The sequence below is a fragment of the Roseomonas sp. CAU 1739 genome (assembly GCF_039839775.1).
In the GTDB taxonomy this organism is placed as follows: domain Bacteria; phylum Pseudomonadota; class Alphaproteobacteria; order Acetobacterales; family Acetobacteraceae; genus Neoroseomonas.
Genome location: NZ_JBDOQQ010000008.1, coordinates 1 through 19,923, shown reverse-complemented (window position 1 = coordinate 19,923; position 19,923 = coordinate 1). Strand labels below are relative to the sequence as shown.

21 protein-coding genes and 1 pseudogene are annotated in these 19,923 nt (G+C 70.2%); 10 read left to right on the top strand and 12 right to left on the bottom strand.

Annotated elements, in window-relative coordinates:
- Positions 1 to 28: 28 nt before the first annotated feature.
- The 4 genes from AAFN86_RS14325 to AAFN86_RS14310 all read right to left on the bottom strand — a co-directional run bounded on the left by AAFN86_RS14325 (position 29) and on the right by AAFN86_RS14310 (position 2,766).
- Positions 29 to 721 (bottom strand): hypothetical protein, encoded by a 693-nt coding sequence (locus AAFN86_RS14325; RefSeq protein WP_347544030.1) that lies wholly within the window; start codon positions 719 to 721, stop codon positions 29 to 31.
- Positions 722 to 807: 86 nt separating this feature from the next.
- Positions 808 to 1,731, bottom strand: a complete 924-nt coding sequence (locus AAFN86_RS14320; RefSeq protein ID WP_347544029.1) for a bifunctional riboflavin kinase/FAD synthetase — start codon at positions 1,729 to 1,731, stop codon at positions 808 to 810.
- Between the two features lie 5 nt (positions 1,732 to 1,736).
- A complete protein-coding gene (locus tag AAFN86_RS14315; protein ID WP_347544028.1) occupies positions 1,737 to 2,318 on the bottom strand; it encodes a TIGR00730 family Rossman fold protein in 582 nt (193 codons plus the stop codon).
- Between the two features lie 4 nt (positions 2,319 to 2,322).
- The gene (locus tag AAFN86_RS14310) at positions 2,323 to 2,766 is read right to left on the bottom strand and encodes a MaoC family dehydratase (RefSeq protein ID WP_347544027.1); all 444 of its coding nucleotides are present in this window, start codon (positions 2,764 to 2,766) and stop codon (positions 2,323 to 2,325) included.
- A 117-nt stretch (positions 2,767 to 2,883) separates the two neighbouring features.
- On the opposite strand from AAFN86_RS14310, the gene AAFN86_RS14305 reads away from it, so the two are divergent.
- Both AAFN86_RS14305 and AAFN86_RS14300 read left to right on the top strand, forming a co-directional pair.
- Positions 2,884 to 4,014: a M20 family metallopeptidase gene (locus tag AAFN86_RS14305; RefSeq protein WP_347544026.1), complete on the top strand. Its 1,131-nt coding sequence runs from the start codon at positions 2,884 to 2,886 to the stop codon at positions 4,012 to 4,014.
- Positions 4,015 to 4,021: 7 nt separating this feature from the next.
- Entirely contained in the window at positions 4,022 to 4,348 is a 327-nt protein-coding gene (locus tag AAFN86_RS14300) for a YnfA family protein (RefSeq protein ID WP_347544244.1), read from the top strand.
- 288 nt (positions 4,349 to 4,636) lie between these two features.
- Here the strand turns inward: AAFN86_RS14300 and AAFN86_RS14295 are convergent, their stop codons facing one another.
- Positions 4,637 to 6,091 carry a short-chain fatty acyl-CoA regulator family protein gene (locus tag AAFN86_RS14295; RefSeq protein WP_347544025.1) on the bottom strand — a complete coding sequence of 485 codons (1,455 nt, stop codon included), beginning with the start codon at positions 6,089 to 6,091 and terminating at the stop codon, positions 4,637 to 4,639.
- A 155-nt stretch (positions 6,092 to 6,246) separates the two neighbouring features.
- On the opposite strand from AAFN86_RS14295, the gene aceA reads away from it, so the two are divergent.
- The 4 genes from aceA to AAFN86_RS14275 all read left to right on the top strand — a co-directional run bounded on the left by aceA (position 6,247) and on the right by AAFN86_RS14275 (position 8,844).
- Complete coding sequence (gene aceA / locus AAFN86_RS14290; RefSeq protein WP_347544024.1) at positions 6,247 to 7,590, top strand: isocitrate lyase; 1,344 nt, start codon at positions 6,247 to 6,249, stop codon at positions 7,588 to 7,590.
- A 25-nt stretch (positions 7,591 to 7,615) separates the two neighbouring features.
- On the top strand, positions 7,616 to 7,792 hold the full coding sequence (locus AAFN86_RS14285) for a hypothetical protein (RefSeq protein WP_347544023.1): 177 nt from the start codon (positions 7,616 to 7,618) through the stop codon (positions 7,790 to 7,792).
- 177 nt (positions 7,793 to 7,969) lie between these two features.
- Entirely contained in the window at positions 7,970 to 8,197 is a 228-nt protein-coding gene (locus AAFN86_RS14280) for a hypothetical protein (RefSeq protein WP_347544022.1), read from the top strand.
- 89 nt (positions 8,198 to 8,286) lie between these two features.
- A complete protein-coding gene (locus tag AAFN86_RS14275; RefSeq protein ID WP_347544021.1) occupies positions 8,287 to 8,844 on the top strand; it encodes a cytochrome b/b6 domain-containing protein in 558 nt (185 codons plus the stop codon).
- Here the strand turns inward: AAFN86_RS14275 and AAFN86_RS14270 are convergent.
- A complete protein-coding gene (locus tag AAFN86_RS14270) occupies positions 8,834 to 9,946 on the bottom strand; it encodes a hypothetical protein (RefSeq protein WP_347544020.1) in 1,113 nt (370 codons plus the stop codon). The two genes, AAFN86_RS14275 and AAFN86_RS14270, sit on opposite strands and share 11 nt — an antisense overlap.
- Positions 9,921 to 11,294 (bottom strand): MBOAT family protein, encoded by a 1,374-nt coding sequence (locus AAFN86_RS14265; protein ID WP_347544019.1) that lies wholly within the window; start codon positions 11,292 to 11,294, stop codon positions 9,921 to 9,923. The genes AAFN86_RS14270 and AAFN86_RS14265 overlap by 26 nt, the downstream gene beginning before the upstream one ends.
- 158 nt (positions 11,295 to 11,452) lie before the next feature.
- Here AAFN86_RS14265 and AAFN86_RS14260 point away from each other — a divergent pair, with 158 nt between their 5' ends.
- Positions 11,453 to 12,838, top strand: coding sequence for a vWA domain-containing protein (locus tag AAFN86_RS14260; RefSeq protein WP_347544018.1), 1,386 nt, complete (start codon positions 11,453 to 11,455; stop codon positions 12,836 to 12,838).
- Here AAFN86_RS14260 and AAFN86_RS14255 read toward each other — a convergent pair whose 3' ends face one another.
- Entirely contained in the window at positions 12,839 to 13,507 is a 669-nt protein-coding gene (locus tag AAFN86_RS14255) for an SDR family NAD(P)-dependent oxidoreductase (RefSeq protein WP_347544017.1), read from the bottom strand. It abuts the gene before it with no gap.
- Between the two features lie 215 nt (positions 13,508 to 13,722).
- Between AAFN86_RS14255 and AAFN86_RS14250 the strand changes: the two genes are divergently transcribed.
- Positions 13,723 to 14,709: an HlyD family efflux transporter periplasmic adaptor subunit gene (locus tag AAFN86_RS14250; protein WP_347544016.1), complete on the top strand. Its 987-nt coding sequence runs from the start codon at positions 13,723 to 13,725 to the stop codon at positions 14,707 to 14,709.
- A gap of 4 nt (positions 14,710 to 14,713) precedes the next feature.
- Complete coding sequence (locus tag AAFN86_RS14245) at positions 14,714 to 15,706, top strand: FUSC family protein (RefSeq protein WP_347544015.1); 993 nt, start codon at positions 14,714 to 14,716, stop codon at positions 15,704 to 15,706.
- 217 nt (positions 15,707 to 15,923) lie between these two features.
- Here AAFN86_RS14245 and AAFN86_RS14240 read toward each other — a convergent pair whose 3' ends face one another.
- On the bottom strand, positions 15,924 to 16,415 hold the full coding sequence (locus AAFN86_RS14240; protein WP_347544014.1) for a hypothetical protein: 492 nt from the start codon (positions 16,413 to 16,415) through the stop codon (positions 15,924 to 15,926).
- A gap of 275 nt (positions 16,416 to 16,690) precedes the next feature.
- Here AAFN86_RS14240 and gshB point away from each other — a divergent pair, with 275 nt between their 5' ends.
- Positions 16,691 to 17,638, top strand: coding sequence for a glutathione synthase (gshB, locus tag AAFN86_RS14235; protein ID WP_347544013.1), 948 nt, complete (start codon positions 16,691 to 16,693; stop codon positions 17,636 to 17,638).
- 660 nt (positions 17,639 to 18,298) lie between these two features.
- On the opposite strand, the gene rfbD is transcribed toward gshB, so the two are convergent.
- The 3 genes and pseudogenes from rfbD to AAFN86_RS14220 all read right to left on the bottom strand — a co-directional run.
- Complete coding sequence (gene rfbD, locus AAFN86_RS14230) at positions 18,299 to 19,171, bottom strand: dTDP-4-dehydrorhamnose reductase (protein WP_347544012.1); 873 nt, start codon at positions 19,169 to 19,171, stop codon at positions 18,299 to 18,301.
- The gene (gene rfbC, locus AAFN86_RS14225; RefSeq protein WP_347544011.1) at positions 19,171 to 19,731 is read right to left on the bottom strand and encodes a dTDP-4-dehydrorhamnose 3,5-epimerase; all 561 of its coding nucleotides are present in this window, start codon (positions 19,729 to 19,731) and stop codon (positions 19,171 to 19,173) included. The genes rfbD and rfbC overlap by 1 nt, the downstream gene beginning before the upstream one ends.
- Positions 19,728 to 19,923: pseudogene (locus AAFN86_RS14220) on the bottom strand (glucose-1-phosphate thymidylyltransferase); the annotation flags it as partial. The pseudogene AAFN86_RS14220 and the gene rfbC, both read right to left, overlap by 4 nt.

The following is a 19,923-nucleotide window of genomic DNA, read 5'->3' as shown; positions in this document are numbered from 1 at the left end:
CATGCACCGGACGTCGAAATCACATGCTCTACCGCCGCATCCGCTGGTCGGATCGCGCCATCGGCTGGTCGATCCCAAGCCCGGTGAGGCAGGCGCCCGGCCGCACCTCGCTGGTCGCCGAGGCCAACGCCGCGCACAGCAGCGGGGCCCGCATCTCCCACCCCAGGGCACCGGGCAGGGCGCCGATCGCATAGGCCGCCGGGCCGTCGCCGCCGAGCGCGATGGCGGCGGCCAGCCGCGGGCCATCCGGGCCGAGGTAGCGGCGCGCGACCTCCTCCCGCGTTGCCGCCAGCACGGCCGGACCGGCAGCGCCGATACCAATCGCCACGATGAGCCCGGCGCCGGCATCCACCTGCAGCGCGCGGACCACGCCCAGCACCTCCGCCACCGGTCCGGCTGGCGGTGTCCGGCATTCGTCCACCACGCGCGACGGCACTTCCAGCACGGCGGCAAGCTCGGGGACCAGCGCCCTGACGATCGTGCGGATCGCTGCCTCGGCATCGGCCGCGGCAAAGACGGCCACGGCGGCGTCGCCGACCATCCAGTCCCGCGGCAGGTTCAGCACCAGCAGCCGGGCGCAGGGGCGCGGCGCACCGTCTTCGGTTGCCGGCCGCGCCCAGACGAGGTCCACGCTGGCGAAGGGTTCATCTGCCGCGGCCGGGGCCAGAGCGGCGAGAATGATGGCCAGCCCTGCGGCGACCGGCCTGGGGATGCAGCGCATCGGAGCCTCCCGAACTCGTGAGGTTCCGGGAGATTACGCCCGAACGCGCCGCCAATCTGTGTCATTTCGCACGGCGGGCGAGCGAATCAGCCCAGCGCGGCGCGGGCGTCCACCACATCCTGCGCGATCGCCACCTTCAGCTCCTCGAGCCCGGCGAATTTCGCGTCGGGCCGCAGGAAGCGGACCAGCCGCACGCCGATTTCCTGGTCGTAGAGATCGCCGCTGTAGTCGAAGATGAAGGTCTCGAGCCGCGTTTCCGGGTCGCCGCCCAGCGTCGGGCGGCGGCCGACATTGGCGACACCCTTGGCCTGCGTGCTGTCCGGCAGGGCGACGGTCACGGCATAGACGCCGCGGGCCGGTTCCAGGTGGCGGCCGATCCAGATATTCGCCGTCGGCCAGCCGAGCACCCGGCCGAGCTTGTCGCCATGCACCACCGGCCCGCGGATCTCCCAAGGGCGGCCGAGTTTCTCGGCGGCGCGTTCGGGATAACCATCCTGCAGCAGGCGGCGGATGCGGGTGGAGGAGATCGCCTCCCCGTCATGCTGCACGGGCGGGACGATGGACAGGCCCATGCCGCGCTTCTCGGCTTCGCGCGCCAGGAAGGCGATGTCGCCGCCGCGGCGGTGGCCGAAGGCGAAATCCGGCCCGCAGGCCAGGTGCCTCGCACCCAGGCCCTGGTGCAGCACCTCCTCCACGAACGCCTCGGCGGTCATGGCGGCGAAGGCGTCGTCGAAGGGCAGGGCGTAGACGAAGGACGCCCCGGCGGCGGCGAGCGCGGCCGCCTTGGCGGGCAGCAGGGTCAGCCGGAAGGGCGGGTCGTCGGGGCGGAAATGCTCGCGCGGGTGGGGTTCGAAGGTCAGCGCGGCGAGCGGCAGGTCGGGCCGTGCCGCATGGGCCGCGCGCAGCACCGCGGCGTGGCCGAGATGCACGCCGTCGAGGTTGCCGAGCGCGATGGTCGCACCGCGCGCGGCCGCCGGCACGTCGCGCCAGCCGTTGATGATGGTCGCCATGATGGTCAGCCCTCGCCCGGCAGCAGCCAGCGGGGCACGGCCGGCGGGGTGAAGGTCGAGAGGGCGTCGAGCGCCGCCTCCGGATTCGCAGCGATGCGCGCCATGGGGCGCATCTCAGGCTTCAGCAGGCCCTCGGCGACCATGTGGTCGAACATCGCCATCTGCTTCTGCCAGAAGCCCAGCGTATCGATGAAGACGACCGGCTTGCTGTGGATGCCGAGTTGCAGCCAGGTCAGGGCCTCGACCACTTCCTCCAGCGTGCCGAAGCCGCCGGGCAGCACCAGGAAGCCGTCCGACATCTCGGCCATCATCGCCTTGCGTTCATGCATGGAGGCGACGATGCGCAGGTCCTTGAGTTCGCCGTTGCCGGCTTCACGCTTCACCAGGCCATGCGGGATGATGCCGGTGACGTCCCCGCCAGCGGCCAGCACGGCGCGCGAGACGACGCCCATTAGCCCGACGGCGCCGCCGCCATACACGAGGCCAAGGCCGCGCCTGGCGATGGCGCGGCCCAATGCCTCGGCATCGCGCGCATAATCCGGCCGCGCACCGACAGCCGACGCGCAGAACACACAGACACGACGCATGGGTCTACTCCGCCGCCCTGGTCATGCTGGCGCGCGACGGGACGGAGACATAGGCCTCGCCTTCCAGCACCGGTTCGCCCTTCACCGTGCAGACGGTGCGCAGCGTGGCGCGGTGCTTGTCGGGGTGCAGGGCCATCACCTCGACCGTGGCGGTCACCGTCTCGCCGATCTTCACCGGGGCGCGGAACTTCAGCGTCTGCGACATGTAGATGGTGCCAGGGCCCGGCAGCTGCGTGCCCAGCACCTTGGTGATCAGCCCCGCCGCCAGCATGCCGTGCGCGATGCGTTCCTTGAAGATGGATGTCGCGGCGTATTCGGCATCCAGGTGCATCGGGTTGGTGTCGCCGGTGACCGCGGCGAACAGCACGATGTCCGCTTCCGTGACGGTCTTGGAGAATTTCGCGGTCAGGCCGACCGACAGGTCCTCGAAGGCATAGGCGTCTGGCATGGGAGGCTTAGGTCCCCGTTGTGCGGTGCGGAAGGGTCGGTAGCCCCCCCGCCCCGGATGGACAAGGGAAAACCCCACTGCCAGAAACCCGGCCTTCCCCGCACAAGGATTTCCGCCATGCCGCAGACCGAGATCGGTTCCTCCGAACGCCTGCTTGAGGAACTCAAGGGCTGGGTGCTTCATGAGACGCCGACCACCGACGCGGCGGCCGTGAACGGCCTGATCGACAAGGCGCAGGCCGAACTGGCCGCGGTCGGCGCGGCGCTGGAACGGATCCCCGGCACCGACGGCTATGGCGACACGCTGATCGCCCGCACGCCGGGCGAGGGCGCGCCGGTCGTCGTCGCCGGCCATCTCGATACGGTGTGGGACCATGGCACGCTGGCGAGTTCCATGCCCTGGAAGGTGGATGGGCCGAAGGCCCACGGCCCTGGCATCTACGACATGAAGGCGGGGTCCTTCTTCGCGTTCCATTCGGTGCGCGAGATCCTGCGCCAGAAGGTGAAGACCAGGCGCCCGATCATCCTGCTGCTCACACCCGATGAGGAGGTCGGCAGCCCGACCAGCCGCGCGCCGATCGAACGCGCCGCGACCGGCGCGCGCGCCGTGCTGATCCCCGAGCCGGCGGGTGGGCCGAACGGGTGCTGTGTGACGGCGCGCAAGGGCGTCGGGCGCTTCGTGATGAAGGTGCATGGCGTGTCCGCCCATGCCGGCGGCAATTGGCAGGATGGGCGTTCCGCCGTGGTGGCGCTCGCGCGCAAGATCCTGGAGGTCCATGCGCTCACCGACCTCGCCGGCGGCACCACGACCAATGTCGCGCCGATCTGGGGCGGCACCCGGCCCAACGTCGTGCCGCCCGAGGCCGGCTGCGAGATCGATTGCCGCGTCACCTCGATCCCCGAGGGCGAGCGCATCGAGCGCCTGATCCACGCCATGGCCGGCGAGGCCGACGGCATCCGCATCGAGGTCGAGGGCGGGATGAACCGCCCGCCGATGGTCGAGACGCCCGAGATCACCGCGCTGTACGAGATGGCGCGGGGGATCGCTGCGACGCATGGCTACGACCTGCCGAACCAGCATCGCGGCGGCGGGTCGGACGGCAATTTCACCGCGGCGATCGGTACGCCAACCCTGGACGGGCTCGGCTGCACGGGCGCCGGGGCGCATGCGCCCTTCGAGCACATCCTGTGGCAGGACCTGGCGGCGCGTTGCGCAACGCTGTGCACGCTGCTCGAGACGATCGACTGAGCCGGTGCTGAAGGCGGGCGGGATCTACGCCCTTGCCGCCGCCGCCGAGATCGGCGGCTGCTTCGCCGTCTGGGCGGTGCTGCGCCTTGGGCGCAGCACGCTCTGGCTGGTCCCCGGCGTGGTGCTGCTGGTCACCTTCGCGTGGCTGCTGACGCGGGTGGAAACGGCGGCGGCCGGGCGCGCCTTCGCGGCCTATGGCGGGGTCTACATCGCGGCGTCGCTGGCCTGGATGTGGAGTGTGGAAGGGCTGCGGCCGGATCGCTGGGATGCGGTGGGCGCGGCGCTGTGCCTGGTGGGGGCGGGGGTGATCCTGGCGGCGCCGCGGGGCGCGTGACCGCGCTGGGTGTTGAAAGGTTGGAGGGGCGCTGCCCCTCCAAACCACCCTGCCAGGGGCCAGCGGGCCCTTGGACCGCGGATTTTGGTGCTTTGCACCAGGCACGGTGCTCGGCTGGATCGGTGCCATGGATGGCACCACGGCTCTCATTCAGCGCCAAAACTGAGGTTTCCAAAGGCCTTATGCCTTTGGTGGGGTGAGGTCCGGAGAGGGGCAAAGCCCCTCTCCGAGGCGCCGCGCCACGATATCGACGCGCGTCTGCGGCAATGCCCCCTCGGTTGCCCCGCGTCACCCTGCTCGCGGCCGGCGAGATCGGACGGGCAGCGCGGCCGGCGCGACCGACGCCGCCCGCGCGGCCGTCTCGAACCGATAGGGCGCCGCCCCTTCCTCCGCCGGGTCCAGCACCAGCCGGTGTTCCAGCGGCGGGAAGGCTCGGCTGCGGCAATCCGCGCGGTCGCACAGCCGGCATGACAGGCCGATGCCCACCGCGGCGGCCTCCAGGTCGATCCCTTCCGCGTAGACCAGTTCCGGCGCGCGGGTGATATCGCAGCCCATGGCGACGACATGCACCGGCGGCGGTTCGCCCCAATGCGCGGGTGCGCCCTGCACCGTCTGCGCGATGGTCAGGAAGGTCGCGCCATCCGGCAGGCGAGACACCTGCACGCGGATGCGCCCGGGCGTGGTGAAGGCTTCATGCACCACCCAGCGCGGGCAGGATCCGCCGAAGCGCGCAAAGGGGAAGCCGGCGGCAGAAAACCGCTTGCCGACATTGCCGGCGGGATCGACGCGCAGGAAGAAGAAGGGCACGCCGCGCGCGCCGTCGCGCTGCATCGTGGACAGGCGCTGCGCCGCCTGCTCGAAGGACACGCCGAAGCGCGCCGCCAGCGCCTCGATGTCATGGCGCAGTTCCCGCGCGGCGGCGAGATAGGCGGCGTAAGGCATCAGGAGCGCGGCGGCGGCGTAGTTCAGCAATCCGATGCGGATCAGCTGCGCGGCCTCCGGCGTGGACGGTTCGGCGCCAGCCATGGCGGCGTCCACAGCCTCGCGCGCTTCCAGCAGCATCAAGGTGAAGGCCATCTGGAAGCCGCGGGATTCGCGCGGCAGGGATTCCGACAGATACAGCACCCGCGCCGCCGCATCGTGGCGTCGCAGCGCGCCATCCAGCGGGCCGACATGCACCGCCAGGCCATGGACGCGACGCAGGCGTTCGGCGATGGCGTGGTTCATCTCGGACGGGCGCGTGCCGATCTCGCGGCCGATCGCCTCGGCGGCGGATTCCAGTGCCGGGAAGTGGTTGGCGCGGTCATGGAAGAAGTCGCGCGCTTCCTCATTGGGCAGCAGGATGCGCCGGCCGGTCGGCAGCGCGAGGCCGGAGGAATCCTCCCGCGCGACACGCCAGGCGCGATACAGCGCGAGTACGGCGCGCGCCGCATTCGGCGCCGATGCAGCCAGCGTCGCGACTTCGTTCTCCGGTACTTCCTCAAGGCCGAGCATCGGGTCGGACAGCACCTCGCGCAGGCCGGATTCCAACTGCCGTTCGGCGCTGCCCGACAACGCCGCGAGTTCGACGCCGAGCACCTCCGTCAGCTTGATCAGCAGCGAGGCGGTGACCGCGCGCTGGTCGTGCTCGATCAGGTTCAGGTAGCTCGCGGAAATGCCGAGACGGGTGGCGAGCGATTGCTGCGTCAGGCCGCGCTCGGCGCGCAGTCGGCGGACGGTACGACCGATCAGGGGGCGCGCCATGAATTTACACCCTTCACAAAATCGGCGCCGCGCCTGTGAAAAACACCACGTTCTTGCTGCGCCGCACCCAGGATTGCTGGTGATTTTGGGCAGTGCAATGTGAATTATTCACGGGCGCCGGATGCTCCGGCCGAATGCAGTCCCTGAGGATCACAATGCGCCCGACCAGCACGCCCTGCTTCGCTCCCGATGGTTCCGGCGGTGCCACTCCGCCGCAGGACCCGAACCGCTTCGCCGGTATCCGTCGCGACTACACTGCCGCTGATGTCGCCCGCCTGGCCGGATCCTTCACCGTCCGTCACACGCTGGCCGAGAACGGCGCGCGTCGTCTGTGGGACTTGCTGCGCAACGAGCCCTTCGTGAATACGCTCGGCGCGTTGACCGGCATGCAGGCGTTGCAGCAGGTGAAGGCTGGGCTGAAGGCGATCTACCTGTCGGGCTGGCAGGTGGCCGCCGATGCGAACAGTGCCGGGCAGATGTACCCGGACCAGTCGCTGTATCCCGTGGACTCCGTGCCGAAGGTGATCAGCCGCATCAACGGCTCGCTCCGCCGCGCGGACCAGATCGCGACGATGGAGCGGCTCGACGGCAAGGCCGATGACCGCATCCACTACATGGCGCCGATCATCGCCGATGCTGAAGCCGGCTTCGGTGGCGCGCTCAACGCCTATGAGCTGATGCGCGCGATGATCGAGGCCGGTGCCGCCGGCGTGCATTTCGAGGACCAGCTGGCGAGCGAGAAGAAGTGCGGCCATCTCGGCGGCAAGGTGCTGGTGCCGATCAGCCAGCATATCCGCACGCTGAACGCCGCGCGGCTGGCCGCTGATGTGGAAGGTGTGTCGACCGTGCTGCTGTGCCGCACGGATGCGGAATCCGCGCAGCTGCTGACGGCGGATGTCGACGAGCGCGACCGCCCCTTCATAGGCAATGAGCGCACGCCGGAAGGCTTCTTCCGCATCCGCCCGGGCATGGGCAAGCAGTATGCGATCGCCCGCTCCCTGGCCTATGCGCCCTATGCCGATCTGCTGTGGTGGGAGACCTCGGACCCTGACCTGAACGACGCGCGTGAATTCGCCGAAGCCATCCACCGCGAATTCCCCGGCAAGATGCTCGCCTACAACTGCAGCCCGTCCTTCAACTGGCAGCGGAAGATGGGTGTCGAGGCCGCGGCGCAGTTCCAGCGCGAGATCGGCGCCATGGGCTACAAGTTCCAGTTCGTGACGCTCGCCGGCTTCCACAGCCTGAACCTGTCGATGTTCAAGCTGGCACGCGGCTACGCCGAGCGCGGCATGGGCGCCTACTCGGAGCTGCAGCAGGCCGAATTCGCCGAGGAAGCCAACGGCTTCACCGCGGTGCGGCACCAGCGCGAAGTGGGCGTCGGATATTTCGACGCGGTGGCGATGGCGGCCTCGGGTGGCCGGTCCTCCACCACGGCGATGGAACATTCCACCGAGACCGCGCAGTTCCACGACAGCAAGCAGCCGCAACCGGCGCATTGAACCCAATCGAGAGGAGACCACGACCATGACCAACGATCGCCACGATGACGGCCTCGTGCATTCCCACCGCTGGGCCACGGAACCGTCCCGCCCGGCGCAGCCGAAGCCCCGCGTGACCCCGGCCCCGGTCGAGGATCGCGACGACGGCCTGGTGCATGGCCATGGCTGGGCCTGCGGGCAGCGGGGCCGCCCGTCCCACTGAGGCTGCGGCGCGCGGGACGAGCCCCCTCCCGCTGCGCCCACGGCCGATGCCGTCGTCCTGCAAGGGCGGCGGCATCGCGCGTTGATGGGCCGTGCTGCATCTTGTTGTGGATGCTGTGGCGATGCCGGCGCAACATGCCCCATGGATGCCGCCTCGCATCCAAGGGAGGACATCGGTATGGCCGAGGATCCCGACACGTTGGGCGATGCACGGAGCCGCTACGAGAACCAGCGCTTCCGGGCCATGATGGAACGCAACAAGGCGTCGAACCCCGAATACGCCTATGCGCCCCGCTGGGTACCGACCGGGAACTGGAAGCCCGACCTTGGCGACGTCATCCTGTGGGTGATCGGATACGGCATCCTCGCCATGGTCCTGGTCATGCGGCTGCTCGGATACTTCTGACCCGGCCGCAGACTGCGCTGGATCAAGGACCGCCGGGTGCGGCCATGGGAGGGTGCGATCCTCGATGGCATCCGCTTTGGAAGGATCACATGGCTGCGACCCGCTACTCCGTGACCAGCATCCTGCTGCATTGGACCATGGCGCTGGCCATCCTGCTCGCCTGGGGCGGCATGCAACTCGCCGAGGTGCTGAGCCGCGGACCGGCCAAGACGCTGGTGGAAGGCGGCCACGCGCTGCTCGGCCTCGGCGTGCTGGCGCTGTTGCTGCCGCGTATCCTGGTCCGGCTGCTCGGCCATGCGCCGGGGCCGCCGGCGGGCGCACCGGCATGGGAGGCGCGACTCGCGGCGGCGATGCACCTGCTGCTCTATGCGCTGATGCTGGCGCTGCCGCTGAGCGGCCTCGTCACCGCCCTGACCGGGCGTCGGCCCTTCGATCTGGCCGGGCTTGGCGCTATCCCCAACCTGCTGGCCGAGACGGGGCTGCGTGGCGCGGCGAAGGGTACGCATGAGCTGCTGGCGAACGGACTTCTCGCCGTGGTCGCGCTGCATGTGGCAGCGACGCTGTTCCATGCCTTCATCCGTCGCGACGACGTCGCGGCGCGGATGATCCCCCGGCTTGCCCGCGACGACGCGAAGCCTATGGGGTGAGGTCGGCGTAGTCCTCGCTTGGCCCGGCGCTGCCGCGCGCGGCACGCGACAGCGCGGCCTCGATGCGCTCGGCGATGGCGTCGCGATAGTGCATCGGGTCCCAGTAGTTGGTGGGTTCGCGCGTGATCGGGCTGGCGCGCCAGAAATCCAGCACCACCGTGCCGGGCCGTGCCTGCGCCATGGCGACGACCTGGCGCTTGCAGGCCTCGGTGATCGCGGCGCTGCCGGTGCCCGGCGCGCCCTGCGCACCGAGGTAGAGCGGCATGAACACCAGCACCAGCCGCGTGTCGGCCGGCGTCGCCCTCACCATCCTGTCCAGCAACGCCAAGGGCGGCATCGGCAGGTCGGAGGGCGGCGTGTCGACCTGGCGCGGCGTCTCGGGCGGCGGCAGCGCCGGCAGGTTGGCGGCGGCGCGGGCGGCGTCGTAGCGGTCCTCCGGCGGCAGGAACCGCGTATAGCCGTCGTGGCCGTAGCGCGGGCGCATCATGCCGGTCAGCACGGCGAATTGCCGGCCCGCCTCCTGCACCGCATAGAAGGACAGCATCTCGCGATACGCCGGCCACGGGCTGGATTCGTAGAAGGCTTCGGGGAAGGCGCGCGGGGTGTAGCGCTGCAGCGGCCCGGCATCGCACCAGACGTGATCCAGGCCGATGACCATGGCGCGCGGATTCGGATGCGCGCGCAGGAACACGTCGAACAGGCGCGATTGCTCGTAGGCTGTCGCGGCGTTCATTGCGAGGTTGGCGAAGCGCGCGCCGAAGGCCTCGTTCAACGCCGCCGGCCGCAGCATGCGCATGGTCGATGTGCCGAAGATCGCCGCATCGAAGCGGTCCGACCGCGCCAGGCCGGCAAAGGCGAAGCGTGCATTGGTTGAGATCGGCGGACGTTCGGCCGGGATATGCAGCCGCAGCACGCCCCAGGGATCGACCGCCGCCACGAAGGCATAGACCACGGCGCAACTGATTGCCGCCGTCGCGACGGCGCGCGTGAAGAACCGGCGCCACGCGCCCTGGTCCGGTGCGCAGCCGGCACGCCAGCCCTGCGCGCGGTCCTGCCGCCGCTGCGCGTCGGCAGGATCAGAACTGGAAGTAGATGAACTCACTGGGCGTCCTGGAGCCGGATTGCAGGAGAAGCAGCAGCAGCACGATGCCGATCGGCACTGCCAGCCAATGGATCGGCCGCAGCTTCAGCAGCGCGACCTGCTGGCTGGTCGGCCCGATCAGGGCGATGGCCGCACCGGCGATGAAGGCGACGGCGTGATCGACCTTCACCTGGCCGATGCCCTCCAGCCCCGCCATGCCACGCAGCAGCGTCCAGGCGGTGGCGAAATCCGGCGCACGGAACAGCACCCAGCCGGCCATCACGAACAGCAGCGTCAACGCCCAGCCGACCAGCACCGGCATGCGCCACCCCAACCGCGCCCAGGCGCCGTTGATCGCCAACGCCACCCCGTGCAGCCCGCCCCAGACCACGAAGGTCCAGTTCGCCCCATGCCACAGCCCGGCGAGCAGCATGGTCACGATCGCGTTGCGCGCCTGCATGGCGCCGCCGCCCCGATTGCCGCCCATCGGGATGTAGAGGTAGTCGCGCAGGAAGCGCGACAGCGTCATGTGCCACCGGCGCCAGAAATCGCGGATCGATGTGGCTCGATACGGCGCATCGAAATTATACGGCATGCGCAGCCCGAACATCAGTGCCAGCCCGATCGCCATGTCGGAGTAACCCGAGAAATCGAAGTAGATCTGCAGCGTGAAGGCTGCGGCGGCAGTCCAGGCCTCGGCGGCCGAAGCGGGCGCCGTCATCGCCGCGGTGAACAGCCGGTCGGCGACTTCCGAGACATAGTCGGCGATGGCGAGCTTCTTCGCCGCCCCGATGGCGAACAGTACCATCCCGCGCGACAGGTTCTCCCACATCTCCGGCCGGCGCGGATCGGCGGCGAATTGGTCGATGATCTCGTTGTGGCGGACGATCGGCCCGGCGATCAACTGCGGGAAGAAGGTCACGAACATGAAGAAGTCGAGCAGCGGATAGGCATGCGCCTGACCGCGCCGCAGATCGACCAGGTAGGAGATCTTCTGGAAGACGAAGAAGCTGATGCCGAGCGGCAGGATGATGTCCCAGGGGCTGAAGGTCATCCCGAGCAGTGCGGCGAAGGTGCCGGCGAAGAAATTGGTGAACTTGCAGATGCCGAGCACCAGCAGGTTCAGCATCACGCCGATCACCGGCCAGTCGCGCTTCGGGTCGGCCTCGTGCAACTGGCCGATCAGCCAGTTGGCCAACGTCAGCCCGACCAGCAGCGGCACGAAGCGCACATCCCATGCCGCGTAGAACAGCAGCGAGGCCGCCACCACGAGGATCTGCCGCAGGGTCCGGCTACCGGCGGTCGCGTAGTACAGCGCGAGCGTCACCGGCAGGAACAGCAGGATGAAGGTCTGGCTCTGGAACAGCACGGCGCCGGCCTAGCACAGCCCCGGGGGACCGTCCTATAGCGGTCTGCGCCGGTCGGCGCCCGCGGGATTGCGCCATCCTGGCGGCCGGCCGCGTGCCGCCGCCCGATTCCAGACGGGCGTGATCTGTTCTAGCGTCGGCGCCAGGGACGGGACCATCGATGCGCCTGCGCACCGCCATGCTTGCGCTGTACTTCTGCATGCTCGCCGGCGGCCTCGCCGCGCAGCCGGCCGTGCTGGTGCTCGACGCCTCCGCATCCATGTGGGAACGGCAGGGCGGCCGCAGCCGGATCGACGCGGCGCGCGATGCGCTGGCGGGGCTGATGGCGCGCTGGGATACCGCACGGCCGGTCGGGCTGGTCGCCTTCGGCCACCGGCGCAGCCAGGATTGCGCGGATGTCGAGCTGCTCGCCGCACCGGGCCCGGACGCCGCCGCCGTGGCGCGGCTGGCCCGGGGCATCATGCCGCGCGGCCGCACCGCGACCGCCGAGGCGCTGCGCCAGGCCGCCGAGGCGCTTGGCGGCGCCGGCGGCAGCGTCATCCTGGTGTCGGACGGCATCGACGGCTGCCACCCCGACCCCTGCGCCGTGGCGCAGCAGATCGCTCGGTCGGGTGGGCGGATCGTGGTCCACACGATCGGCTTCGCGATCAGCGACCCGGCGGCGATCGCCCAGCTGCGCTGCATGGCGGAGGCGACCGGCGGCCTGGCCATGACCGCGGCCGACGGCATCGAGCTCGCCGCCGCGCTGCACCGCGCCGCGGCATCCCCCACGCCCGGGCCGCGCGCCGCCGCACCGCGCGCCGAGCCGGTGCCCCAGCCGCGGCTGATCGTCACCCTGCGCCTGTGCGCCACCTGCGAGGCCATGACCGGCGACGCCACCATCCTGCTGCGCCGGGACGGCGAGCTGGTTGCCACCGATGGGGAGCCCTTCGGCCGCTTCGCCGACCTGCCGCCCGGTCCCTACGCCGTCAGCGTCGCCACCGCGCAATTCATCCGCGGCCCCGTCGTGGCGACCGTGCCGGCCAGCGGGATCGGACGGGCCACGATCATGCTGGATGCCGGCTGGCTGGTCGGCACGGCGGTCGCCGCGCCGCCGGGGCGCGATGTCGCGGGCGAGGTGGAGGTGACCTGGCAGGCGTTGTCCGACATGCCCGAGGACGCGGCCCGCCATGGGCGCTCGCAGGGTGGCAGCGCCGCCTTCCTGCTGCCCACCGGCATCTACCGGGTGGCCGCGCGGATCGGCGGCGCCGAGGGCGCGGCCGAAGTCGCGGTCACCGCCGGAGACGTCGTGCTGCGGCCCGTGCCGGTGCGGCTCGGCACGCTGGCGCTGCGGCCGGAGCGCTTCGGCGATGCGGGCCTGCGCGTGGTGGTCACCGCGCTGGCCGGCGGCCCCCCGGTCTTCGAGGCCCGGCTGGACGGCGCGCCGGCCGAGGTCGCGCTCGCCCCCGGCGCGTATCGCATCACGGTCGAGCACGATGGGCAGGAACAGGCGAGCGAGGTCGAGATCGCGGCGGGCAGCACCGCAACCCTGACGCTGGCACCGTGATCAGAAGCGTTCGACCCAGGGCCTGACCTCGATCTCCCAGGACCACGACGAGCGCGGCTGGCGGATCAGGTGCAGGTAGGATTCGGCGATCGCGTCGGGGTCGAGCAGCGAATCCTTCCCTGCTTCCGGGCGCTTCGCGCTGCGGATGCCGCCATCGATGACGATGTGGGCGACGTGGACGCCCTGCGGGTGCAACTCGCGCGCCATGGATTGCGCCAGCCCGCGCAGCGCGAACTTGCCCATCGCGAAGGGGGCGGATTGCGCATAGCCCTTCACCCCGGCCGAGGCGCCGGTCAACAGGATGGTGCCGGACCCGCGGGCGAGCATCCGCCGCGCCGCCTGCTGGGCGGCCAGGAAGGCGCCGAAGGCGCAGACCTGGAGCGTGCGCTGCACATCGGCCGGCACCAGGTCGATGAACGGCCCTCGGGTGCGGAAGGATGGGTTGTAGACGACGACGTCCGCATCGCCCTCCTGCGCGAACAGGGCGGCGACATCGGCTTCTGACGCGGCGTCGCAGGCATGGGCCACGGCGCCGGTCTCGGCGACCAGCGCATCGAGCTTGGCCGTGTCGCGTGCCGCGAGGGCGATCGCATAGCCTTCCCGCGCCAACAGCCGCGCCAGGGACGCGGAAAGCCCATCTCCAGCGCCGATGATCAGTGCCTTGGCCATATGCCGATCCTTCTGCTTCGAACAGGATATTGGGTGCGTTCCGCCAGGGTGCACCATGGCATGACGCTTCCCCGGCCGGGCGCCGGGAATCCGCGGTCCAGGGACCCCCTGGCCCCTGGCGGGGTAGTCCGGGAGGGGCGAGGCCCCTGCGTCGCCGCCGCCCTTCTCGCCCCCTGCGCCGCCCGATAGGCTGTCTCCGGAGATGCAATGACCTCATGCTGAAATGGATCGAGGACCATGTGCTGCGCGTCGTGCTGGGCGGCGCGCTGTTTCTGTGGCTGGCCTATGAGCTGACCGGCCTGGTCGTCGCCTATGCCGGCGATGTACGGGTGACGGCCGCGCTGGTGGCGATCGCGCCGCAGGTTGCCGGCCCCGTCGCCGAATTGCCGGTGCGCCCGGACCAGCGGGTGGAGGCCGGCCAGCCCCTGCTGGCCATCGAGCCGCGCCCCTTCGCCCTCGCGGTCGAAAGCGCCACCGCCGCGCGCGACGTGGCCGACCGCCAGCGCGGCCTGGCGGAACAGGCGGTGGCCGAGGCCGATGCGTCGTTGGACCAGGCACGGGCGCGTCTGACCGATGCGCAGCAGGTGCTGGCGCGCGACCAGGCGCTGGGGCGCAGCGGCTACATGCCGCAGGAACGCGTGCAGGATGCGGAACGCGACGCGGCGGTGGCGCAGGCCGAGATCCGCCGTGCCGAGGCAGCGGCCAGCGTGGCCCGCCGCCTGGTCGAGGTGCGCCAGGCCGAACTGGCGGCGGCGTCCGCCGCATTCGACCGCGCCGCTTATGACCTGTCGCGCACGCGCATCCCCGCGCCGGCCGCCGGGCGGCTGGCACCCTTCGAGGCGCGGCCCGGCGACCAGGTCGCGGTGGGCCAGGCGGTGCTGACGCTGGTCACCGATGCCGATTGGCGGCTGGTCGCCAATGTGGGGGAACGGCATCTGGGCCGGCTGCGTCCGGGGCAGGTGGCCTGGGTGCTGCTGGGCAGCGACCCGTGGCGGCTGCATCGTGGTCGGGTGCGCAGCATCGCCCCGGCGGTGTTGAGCGCGCCGGCCAATGCGTCGGACGCCGTGGTGCCGGTGGTGCCGCCGGACACCGACTGGATCCGCCTGCCGCAGCATTTCCCGGTGGAGATCACGCTGCCCGACCTGCCGCCCGATGTCGTGCTGTTCCATGGCGCGACGGCGCGCGTGCTGGTGTGGTTCTGACCCGATGGGCTGGAGCGCGCGGCAGGGCCTGACCACCGCGACGGGCGTGGTGGTGGCGGTGCTGGCTTCGCTGCTGCTGGGGCTGCAGGACCCGTGGTGGTCGGCGATCTCGGCCTGGGTGGTCGCGGCGCCGGACCGGCACCAGCTGCTGGCCAAGGCGACGCAGCGGGTGCTGGCGACGCTGGTCGGCCTGGCCACGGGCCTGGTGCTGGCGGCGGCGTCGAACGGACAGCCGGCGCTGTTGCTGCTGGCACTGTTCTGCGTCGGTGCGACGGGGTCGTGGGCCCGCCAGGTGGCGCCGACGCCCTATGCCTGGGTGCTTGGCGCCGTGACCGCGACGATGGTGCTGGTGCAGGCGGCGGTCTCGCCGTCCGGGCTGTTCGAATTCGCGGCGAACCGCACGGCGGAAATCGTCACCGGGGTGCTCTGCGCCACGTTGGTCGCGCTGCTGATCATGCCGGCGGCCAGCGCCCCGCCGGCCGCTGCGCCGGTCGCGCCCAGCCCGGACGAACTCGCGGTGGTGACGCTGTCCGGTGGCCTGGTGCTGGTGGCGGTTCTTTTGCTGTGGCAGCGCTTCGACCTGCCGCAGCCGATGCAGATGGCCATCTCGGCGCTGGTGGTGCTCGATCGCGACCTCGGCTCGCTGCGCCATCGTGGGCGGCAGCGCGTGCTGGGTTGCGTGCTGGGCGGCGGCTTCGGGTTGGTCGCGATGACGCTGGGGGGTGCGTCGCTGCTGTTGTGGCTCGGCGTGCTGGGGCTGGGGCTGTTCCTGTTCTCGGTGCTGCACCATGGCGGTGGGCCATCGGCCTATGTCGGCACGCAAGGCGGGCTGGCGGTGATCATCACCCTCGTCTCGGGCCGGGCACCGCCGGCGTCGATCCTGCCTGTGGCGGAGCGGCTTGCCGGCGCGACGCTCGGGGTCGTGGTGCTGACGCTGGTGGCGATGCTGGTGCTGCGGATGCGGGCCGGATCCGGCCGCGCGGTCGCGGCGCCGTAGAGCGGATCGCATCTGATCGGCAGCGGTCGGGCGCGTGGAGATCCGCGTTCAATCAAAGGATGGGGGCGGCGCGCGTGAGGCCGGCCGGATGTAATCGGCGTTGGAGCGGATCCCGATCGGCTGACGATAGCTGACCGGGTGACGATGCCCGCGAAAACATTCGGGTGGAGGCGTCGCCATGGGCCGGGGCGAACGGAGACGCCTTCAGCCGGGCGGGTCAGCCGACCTGCCAATCCCCGGCCGCTTCCGGCCATTCAGAGGGCGGCGCGCCGACTTCGTCGCTGAGCCACTGCGTGAGCACCTGGTCGCCATCCGGGTCCTGCAACGCGGCAAGCGCCGCGGCGTAGAGGTCGGGATCGGCGGCGATCGCGGGGTCGAGGCCGAGCAGCGCGGCGGCTTCGGCGCGTTCCGCGGCATCCGCGCCATCGGGCGTGCCTGCATGGGCGGCAAGGATGGCGTCGAGTTCGGCCAGGGTCGGGAAGGCGTCCTCGGCCGGCAGGTCGAAAACGGGCGCGGAGGCCGGGGTCTCGGCCTCCGCGGTGACGATGGCGACGGCCGGGGCATCCTGGGGCTGCGCCGGCGCGGGCGGCACGGCGTCGGGCGCCGGCGCCGCAGCCGGCACGGGGCCGATCACCAGGATATCCTCCGGCGTGGCGAAGGAGGGGTCTTCCAGCAGGATGAACAGGTCGGACGGAGGCAGGAGGGGCATGAGACAACTCGGACCGAGGGGTGGTTGCGGCCTCCTGCCGCGTTTGGGGCCCGGGCAGTGCCGGCCTTAACGATGCATCAATCTATGCCACAGACGCGGCAGGACTTAACCCACAATCGTGTGGCATTAACTTAAAACAACCTGAAGTTGTGTTTCGGCGCATTGTCACGGCCTCTGGCGGATTTCGCCCGGGGGTGGCACGACAGGACCAAGTGGTCCGTCCCGGACCAATCCCTCGAAGGGTCCCACCGGGACCATGATCAGGAAGCGCGCCCATGACCCGCAGCCTTCGCGTCGCGGTCCAGATGGACCCGATCGAGACCATCAACATCGAAGCCGATTCGACCTTCGCCCTGATGCTGGAAGCGCAGGCCCGCGGCCATGCGCTGTGGCACTATCATGTGCGCGACCTCGCCTTGCGCGGCGGGCGTGTCACCGCCTGGGCGCGACCCGTCGAGGTGCGGCGCGAGAAGGCCAACCACTTCACCTTCGGCGCGGAGGTCGAACTCGACCTCGGCCGCGACGCCGATGTGGTGCTGATGCGCCAGGATCCGCCCTTCGACATGGGCTACATCACGGCCACCCACATCCTTGAGCACATCCATCCGAAGACGCTGGTGGTGAACGACCCGGCCGAGGTTCGCAATGCGCCGGAAAAGCTGTTCGTCACGCATTTCCCCGAGCTGATGCCGATCACGCTGGTGACCGCCGACCGGCGCCGCATCGCCGCCTTCCGCGAGGAGCACGGCGACATCATCATCAAGCCGCTGTTCGGCAATGGCGGCGCCGGCGTGTTCCACCTGCGTCCCGACGACCCCAACATGAACTCGCTGGTCGAGATGTTCACCGAACGCTCCCGCGAACCGCTGATGATCCAGAAATACGTCCCGGCCGTGCGCCAGGGCGACAAGCGCATCATCCTGGTGGACGGTGTCGCGATGGGGGCGATCAACCGCGTTCCCGCCGCCGGCGAGGCGCGGTCCAACATGCATGTCGGCGGCCGCCCGGAACCGACGAAACTCACCGAGCGCGAGAAGGAGATCTGCGCCGCCATCGGGCCGGAACTGAAGAAGCGCGGCATGATCTTCGTCGGCATCGACGTGATCGGCGGCTTCCTCACCGAGATCAACGTGACCTCACCGACCGGGCTCCAGGAAATCGGGCGCTTCGACGGGGTGTATCTGGAAAAGGCGATCTGGGACGCCATCGAGGCGAAGCGCTGAGGATGAGGGCGACGCCCTGCCTTCGTGGGGCGGGGGGATAGGGCAGGACCGGAGAGGGCTTTGCACCCTCCGGACCTTCCCCGCCAAAGGCCGACATGCCTTGGGCATGGGGGCCGGATCCGGGCATCGGAGCGAATGCCTTCAGTGCCGCGGCTTCCGACCTGTCGGCCGCCACCATCGCGGCAATCTCCACCAGCCAGCGTCGAGAACCATTCGCCGCGGTGAGTGCGGCAGGCGGTGGACCTGCCGGCGCCATGGCCGCCCTCAAGGGCCAAGATGCATTGTTGAACGCCCGGCCATGTTCCGCCTCGGCGGGGCGGATTGGCCTGCTGCCGGCCTGGAGGCGGCGATCATGTGCGACGTGGCTGAACTGCTCGATGATTGGATGGACGCTGTAGTGTTCGCCAGGACTGGTCAGGCCAGCGACATGGCGCGGGCGGTACGGCGACCAGCAACAGCCGGTCGCCATGGCCGTCCTCAGATGGTGCGCCGATGGCTGCACGCAGATGGTTCAGGCCGCTTCCCAGAGTACGTCAGGCACGAACTCCCGCTCCGACGCCGGAGCAGATCCCGACCGGGTGGAATCACCTGATCGGGTAAAGGTGCTCGAACCACAAAGGCTGGAGCCGCTGCCGTGAGCCAAGGCGATCCGGAGCGGTTCTAGGCTATGGCCCGCATGACGCGCGCCAGGCCCTCCTGCCACGCCGGCAAGCGGACGCCGAAGGTTCTCTCCAATCTGGTGCAGTCGAGTCTCGCATCCGCGGGGCGCACAGCCTTGGTCGGATAGTCGGCCGTCGCGATGGCACGCAGCACCGGGCGGGGGCCAGTGGCCGCGGCGAATATCGCCTCGGCGAAGCCGTGCCAGGTCGTGAAGCCGGTACCGGTCGCGTGGAAGACACCACGATAGCGGTCCTGCCAGCCATCATCGCGGATGCGAAGGAGGACGGCGGCGATCGCATCCGCCAGGTCGGGTGCCGCAGTGGGGCTGCCCTGCTGGTCGGCGACGATGCTGAGCTCCGGCCTTTCGGCACCGAGCCGCAGCATGGTGCGCAGGAAATTGCCGCCCATTGGCGCGAAAACCCAGGCGGTGCGCAGTACCATCGCTTTCTGATGAAGCGCCAGCGCCGCCCATTCCCCCGCCAGCTTGGATCGCCCATAGACGCCGAGCGGATTGGGCGCATCCGTCTCGAGATAGGGCGCACCCTTGCGCCCGTCGAAGACGTAGTCGGTGGAGATCTGAAGCAGCGGAATATCACGGGCCGCGCACTGCGCCGCCACCATCGCGGGCCCCAGCGCATTGGCCCTGAAGGCAGCCGCCTCATTGTCCTCCGCCGCGTCAACGGCGGTCCAGGCGGCGCAGTTGACGACAACATCCGGTGCGGCGGCATCAAAGGCAGCGGCGATCGTCGCGGGCGCGTCGAACTCGAATTCCGGCTGACCGACAAGGATCGCCTCGAAGCCCTGTGCCGGAAGCGCGGCTTCGAGACCTGTCGCCAGTTGACCACCGCGCCCGGTGACAAGGACCCGACGCATCACCAGGACCCGGCCGGGAAGGGCGGCGCAATGTCGGCGAGGCGCGGTGCCGATCGATCCTTGTCGGACAGGATGGGCGCGCCGATCGACCAGTCGATTCCAAGGTCGGGATCATCCCAGGCGATCCCGCCATCGGCGTCCCGATCGTAGTAGGCATCGGTCTTGTAGAGCACCTCGGTATCGGGTTCGAGCGTCACATATCCATGCGCGAAACCGCGCGGCACCCACAGCTGACGCCAGTTGGCTGCACTCAGCACTTCCGAGACATACCGGCCATAGGTTGGTGAGCCGCGCCGGATATCGACCGCGACATCGAGGATGGCGCCCCGCGCGACGCGGATCAGCTTGCCCTGGGCCGAGGGCGGGCGCTGGAAGTGCAGGCCGCGCAAGACCCCCGGCATGGCCGAGAAGGCGTGGTTGTCCTGCACGAAGTGGATGTCGATGCCTTTATTGGCCAGGCCGCGCGACGACCAGACCTCGCTGAAGAAGCCGCGGGCGTCGCCATGTCGCGCCGGTTCGATCATCAACACGTCGGCGATTTGGTACGTCAGGACATTCATGCGAGTTCTCCCGCCGCCAAATCGCGCAGATAGACGCCATAAGCCGTCTTACCGAGCGCTGCGGCCTGTCGCGCCAGGGCTTCGGCGTTGATGAAGCCCATGCGGAATGCGATTTCCTCGGGGCAGCCGACCTGCAGGCCCTGTCGTTCCTGCACGGTCTGGACGAACAGTGCCGCCTGCAGCAGCGACCCC

What these genes read in the sequence shown, in the direction of transcription:
- AAFN86_RS14325 (WP_347544030.1), bottom strand. Translation starts at nt 721, where the DNA reads ATGCGCTGCATCCCCAGGCCGGTCGCCGCAGGGCTGGCCATCATTCTC.
- AAFN86_RS14320 (WP_347544029.1), bottom strand. Translation starts at nt 1,731, where the DNA reads ATGGCGACCATCATCAACGGCTGGCGCGACGTGCCGGCGGCCGCGCGC.
- AAFN86_RS14315 (WP_347544028.1), bottom strand. Translation starts at nt 2,318, where the DNA reads ATGCGTCGTGTCTGTGTGTTCTGCGCGTCGGCTGTCGGTGCGCGGCCG.
- AAFN86_RS14310 (WP_347544027.1), bottom strand. Translation starts at nt 2,766, where the DNA reads ATGCCAGACGCCTATGCCTTCGAGGACCTGTCGGTCGGCCTGACCGCG.
- AAFN86_RS14305 (WP_347544026.1), top strand. Translation starts at nt 2,884, where the DNA reads ATGCCGCAGACCGAGATCGGTTCCTCCGAACGCCTGCTTGAGGAACTC.
- AAFN86_RS14295 (WP_347544025.1), bottom strand. Translation starts at nt 6,091, where the DNA reads ATGGCGCGCCCCCTGATCGGTCGTACCGTCCGCCGACTGCGCGCCGAG.
- aceA (WP_347544024.1), top strand. Translation starts at nt 6,247, where the DNA reads ATGCGCCCGACCAGCACGCCCTGCTTCGCTCCCGATGGTTCCGGCGGT.
- AAFN86_RS14285 (WP_347544023.1), top strand. Translation starts at nt 7,616, where the DNA reads ATGACCAACGATCGCCACGATGACGGCCTCGTGCATTCCCACCGCTGG.
- AAFN86_RS14280 (WP_347544022.1), top strand. Translation starts at nt 7,970, where the DNA reads ATGGCCGAGGATCCCGACACGTTGGGCGATGCACGGAGCCGCTACGAG.
- AAFN86_RS14275 (WP_347544021.1), top strand. Translation starts at nt 8,287, where the DNA reads ATGGCTGCGACCCGCTACTCCGTGACCAGCATCCTGCTGCATTGGACC.
- AAFN86_RS14260 (WP_347544018.1), top strand. Translation starts at nt 11,453, where the DNA reads ATGCGCCTGCGCACCGCCATGCTTGCGCTGTACTTCTGCATGCTCGCC.
- AAFN86_RS14255 (WP_347544017.1), bottom strand. Translation starts at nt 13,507, where the DNA reads ATGGCCAAGGCACTGATCATCGGCGCTGGAGATGGGCTTTCCGCGTCC.
- AAFN86_RS14250 (WP_347544016.1), top strand. Translation starts at nt 13,723, where the DNA reads ATGCTGAAATGGATCGAGGACCATGTGCTGCGCGTCGTGCTGGGCGGC.
- AAFN86_RS14245 (WP_347544015.1), top strand. Translation starts at nt 14,714, where the DNA reads ATGGGCTGGAGCGCGCGGCAGGGCCTGACCACCGCGACGGGCGTGGTG.
- AAFN86_RS14240 (WP_347544014.1), bottom strand. Translation starts at nt 16,415, where the DNA reads ATGCCCCTCCTGCCTCCGTCCGACCTGTTCATCCTGCTGGAAGACCCC.
- gshB (WP_347544013.1), top strand. Translation starts at nt 16,691, where the DNA reads ATGACCCGCAGCCTTCGCGTCGCGGTCCAGATGGACCCGATCGAGACC.
- rfbD (WP_347544012.1), bottom strand. Translation starts at nt 19,171, where the DNA reads ATGCGTCGGGTCCTTGTCACCGGGCGCGGTGGTCAACTGGCGACAGGT.
- rfbC (WP_347544011.1), bottom strand. Translation starts at nt 19,731, where the DNA reads ATGAATGTCCTGACGTACCAAATCGCCGACGTGTTGATGATCGAACCG.